At 47.6% G+C, this 1,315-nt stretch carries 1 pseudogene; it reads right to left on the reverse strand.

Annotation, left to right across the window (positions count from 1 at the left end):
* Positions 1-1,291: pseudogene (locus tag U869_RS0127605) on the reverse strand (restriction endonuclease); the annotation flags it as partial.
* Between the last annotated feature and the right edge of the window lie 24 nt (positions 1,292-1,315).

A 1,315-nucleotide genomic window follows, 5' to 3' on the forward strand; every position in this document is an offset into this window, starting at 1 on the left:
GTATTAGTTGACCACTACAGTAAGAGATATTCCCACTTTCATCAGCACGTGCCCGCATACCTTCAATAAACTCTTCATAGCCATAAGACTGATGGAAAGTGACTACGGCAAATCTCTGAATAGACTCTGCCGTTTTAGGACCGTGTTTTAACTCGGTATAAAGGGAAAGCAATTCATCCACTTGTTCTAACTGTGAATCCACCAAGACCCACTCACTATCAGCAGTTTTATCAAATATTGCAGGCTCGTGGCGGCCTTTATACGCCACGGTGGTAGATTCCGGCACGGTAAAGGATTGCAGCGTAGCCCAGGCAGTTTGCGAAAAGTTACTGCTGCGGCCATTCAATAGCGCTTTACGTTGGAACCACTGATGTTCGGTCAATTGGCGGACTTTGGCTCTCTTATTGAGATCCAGCAATACCAACGCGATCACCTGCATCCAGTTCAAAGACTCAAGACGAGAATCCAGCCAAGCATCAAAATCGGCTGGTGCGGCCTGAGTGGTGTACTCCTTCATTTTCTGCTGCAAAGTGAAGGTCTTTCCGGTGCCCGGCGGACCAAAGTAGATCATATTCACAGGCGAGTGCTGAGTGAGCTGTGCGCTCACCGATGTATTATCCACGGCGGCGGTACCGCTAACGGCCTTCTCTTGTTTTTGCTCGTTATCACGTTCGCGAAGCAACTCATAGAGATGCCAAATCGCCATGTTCACGTAATAAGGGTCCGCATCTGGCAACTTCGCGTCGATGGCATGTTTCAATTCATGGTTTTTTTGCAGCCAGCTTCCGTCAAGTGATAGGCCAAGGCTAAACTGTTCATTCAGGAGCGTTGCAGCCCGTGTAAAGGCATTCTCATCCACAGTGCTGGTACAGGTCGCTGGCGAAAATGCCGCAAAGACGCGGTTTCTCAAACTCCAATACATGCGTTTGAGTTGCCCGCTTTCCTTTGCTTGCTGTAACGCCGTACCTACATCTTGGTAAGTTTGCTCATCTGGTTGGCGATAAATTCGCTCAGTTAATTCTCTTAGTAGTGGCAGACTTTGTTGGAATTCCGCCAGAGATGGTACCCCCTGGCGGATACTGGCGATGCCGTTATTACGCTCATACCAAAGTCGTTTAACCAACTCATCGGTCTCAGGCTCAGCAAATGTTGGAGTTTGTTGGAGTAGTGCCGTAAACTCACGATATCGTTGATTCCACTCTGAATTGGTATAATTTTTGTATTCTGCCAGAACGCTAATCAATTCACTGAGAGACAGCTTACCAGCTTCAACACTAGCAACGATATCCATCATGTAATGGTCAAGTAAAACCGG

The sequence above is a fragment of the Serratia sp. H1w genome (assembly GCF_000633355.1).
Classification (GTDB): Bacteria; Pseudomonadota; Gammaproteobacteria; order Enterobacterales; family Enterobacteriaceae; genus Chania.